The organism is Phenylobacterium sp. (assembly GCF_031412415.1).
Taxonomy (GTDB): Bacteria; Pseudomonadota; Alphaproteobacteria; order Caulobacterales; family Caulobacteraceae; genus Phenylobacterium.
The window spans coordinates 1-2,353 of sequence record NZ_JANOCX010000384.1 but is presented as its reverse complement, the minus strand read 5'-3'; the positions used below and the strand labels follow the sequence as shown (position 1 = coordinate 2,353).

Below are 2,353 nucleotides of genomic sequence, written 5' to 3'. Positions count from 1 at the left end.
CGGCTGGGGTCTGATGCACGCCGGCTTGGCCGAGAAGGTCGCCGCCGACCCGCTCTATCAGGCCGCGGTCGAGGCGAGCGGCGGCTGGTCGCTGATGGTCGAGGCCAAGCGGATGAACCTGTTCCTCATCCTGACCTCGTTTTTCGAGCAGCTGGATGGCCGCGACGTCATCGAGTTCGGCTCATACCGCGGCGGCAACGCCCTGTTCATGGCCCACGTGATGCGGGCGCTGCATCCCAAGGCCAAGGTCTATGCCTGCGACACCTATGCCGGCATGCCGATCACCGACGCGGCGCGCGACCTGCATGGGGCCGGAGACTTCGCCGAGGCGTCTTATGACGCGCTCGCCAAGCGCCGCGACAAGTTGAAGCTCAAGAACCTGGTGATCGTGAAGGGCCTGTTCCAGGACACCTTCCCCGGCATCGCCAAGAAGCGCCCGGTGTTCGGCCTCGCCCACATCGACTGCGACATCTACTCCGGCGTGAAGTACGCGCAGGACGAGGTCTGGCCGTTGATGGCCCGCGGCGGCTACGTGGTCTACGACGACGCCGACGCCCCCTCCTGCATCGGCGCAACCGAGGCGGTGGAGGAACTGGTCATGGCCCGCCGGATTCACTCCGAGCAGGTCTGGCCCCACTGGGTGTTTCGCGCGGGTCTCTAGTCGTGGCCTCTACAGCGGGCGGCGGCCGACGATCTTGAGGCCGTAACCGCCCGAGCCCGGCAGGACCGTCGCCGAGTTCGACAGCAACTCCATGTCCCGTACCCCGAGGTCCAGCAGGATTTGGGCGCCGACGCCGTAGTCTCGAAGCACGTTGGCCCCATGATCCCCGCCGCCCTCGGCGCCGTAGCGCTCCGACAGCCAGGAGGGGCTGGAGTCGCGAATGAACACCGCCACCCCCGCGCCGTCATAGTCAGCGATGGCCTTCAACGCCCGCGGGACATAGTCGCGGCGCGCTTCCTTGTGCCCGAGCATGTCGGCGGCGAAGTCGACGCGATGCATGCGCACCAGGGTCGGCTTGTCGGCGTCGATCTTGCCCTTGGTGAGGACCACGTGCTCGGTCTTGTCGATGATGTTGCGGTAGATGACCATCCGGAACCGGCCGCCGAAGGTGGAGTCGAACGGCGTCTCCAGCACACGCTCCACCTGGCGCTCGGTGCGCCGGCGATAGGCGATCAGGTCGGCGATGGTGCCGATCTTCAGGCCGTGAAGCTGGGCGAAGCCGATCAGGTCGGGCAGGCGGGCCATCGACCCGTCGTCCTTCATGATCTCGCAGATCACCCCGGCAGGGTTCAGGCCCGCCATCCGGCTGATGTCGACGGCGGCCTCGGTGTGGCCGGCGCGGACCAGGACCCCGCCGTCCCTGGCCACCAGCGGAAAGACGTGGCCGGGGGAGACTATGTCGTCAGCGCCCTTGGTGGGGTCGACGGCCACGGCGATGGTGTGGGCCCGGTCATGAGCCGAGATGCCCGTCGTCACGCCCTCGCGCGCCTCGACCGATACGGTGAAGGCTGTGCCGTGACCCGACTGGTTGTCCATGGACATCGGGGGCAGGCGCAGGGTGCGGGCCCGTTCGGCGGTGATCGACAGGCAGATCAGGCCGCGCGCGTGCTTGGCCATGAAGTTGATCTGGTCCGGCGTGGCGAACTGGGCCGGGATGATGACGTCGCCCTCATTCTCCCGGTCCTCGGCGTCGACCAGGATGTAGGGGCGTCCGTTGCGGGCGTCCTCGATGATGTCCTCGATCGGCGAGATCGCGGAGTCGTGGGCCGGCTGGCCTGAACCGGAGCCGTTGGCGGGGGTCACGAGGTGGGGACGGGTCATTTGCCGACTTTCATCCTGGCGAACTCGAGAACCTGCTCGCCGACGGTATTCAATTGCCAGGCGTCCTTCGGGTCCGTCGGCGCGCCGTCGGCGCCGAAAGACTCGGAGGTCGCATTGAGGGCCGCCCCGAACGGTGTCGGCCAGCCCCGCATCGCATGTATGATCGATCTAACGGCGGTCAATGTAGTGCCGCCCGCCTGCCAGCCGCTGGCGGTCACCACCACGCCCACGGCGCGGCCGCTGAAATAGGGACGTTCGTCCCCGCTCAGCAGCTCCAGGGTGTCCAGCGCGTTCTTCATGACCCCCGACAGGGAGCCGTGATAGCCCGGCGTGGCGATGATCAGGCCGTCGGCCTCGCGCACCGCGGCCACCAGTTCGGCCTGGCTTTCGGTAGGTCCGCCGGGACCGGGATCGAAGATCGGCAGGCCCGCCAGGAACGGCCCGCCCAGCAGCCGGGTTCGCGCCCCGCCGGACTCGGCCGCGCGCAGGGCCGCGACCAGGGCCTTCTCGGTGGAAGACCCCGTCCGGACC

3 protein-coding genes are annotated in these 2,353 nt (G+C 68.3%); 1 reads left to right on the top strand and 2 read right to left on the bottom strand.

The annotated features are described in order from the left end of the window. The coding region (locus RMO04_RS18215; protein ID WP_309646185.1) for a TylF/MycF/NovP-related O-methyltransferase at positions 1 to 661 on the top strand (661 nt) is incomplete at its 5' end. Between the two features lie 9 nt (positions 662 to 670). Here RMO04_RS18215 and ribB read toward each other — a convergent pair. Together ribB and RMO04_RS18205 are read right to left on the bottom strand one after the other, a co-directional pair. Next, entirely contained in the window at positions 671 to 1,822 is a 1,152-nt protein-coding gene (gene ribB, locus RMO04_RS18210) for a 3,4-dihydroxy-2-butanone-4-phosphate synthase (RefSeq protein WP_309646184.1), read from the bottom strand. Beyond that, positions 1,819 to 2,353: NAD(P)H-dependent oxidoreductase (locus RMO04_RS18205; protein WP_309646183.1), on the bottom strand; the 535-nt coding region annotated here is incomplete at its 5' end. The genes RMO04_RS18205 and ribB, both read right to left, overlap by 4 nt.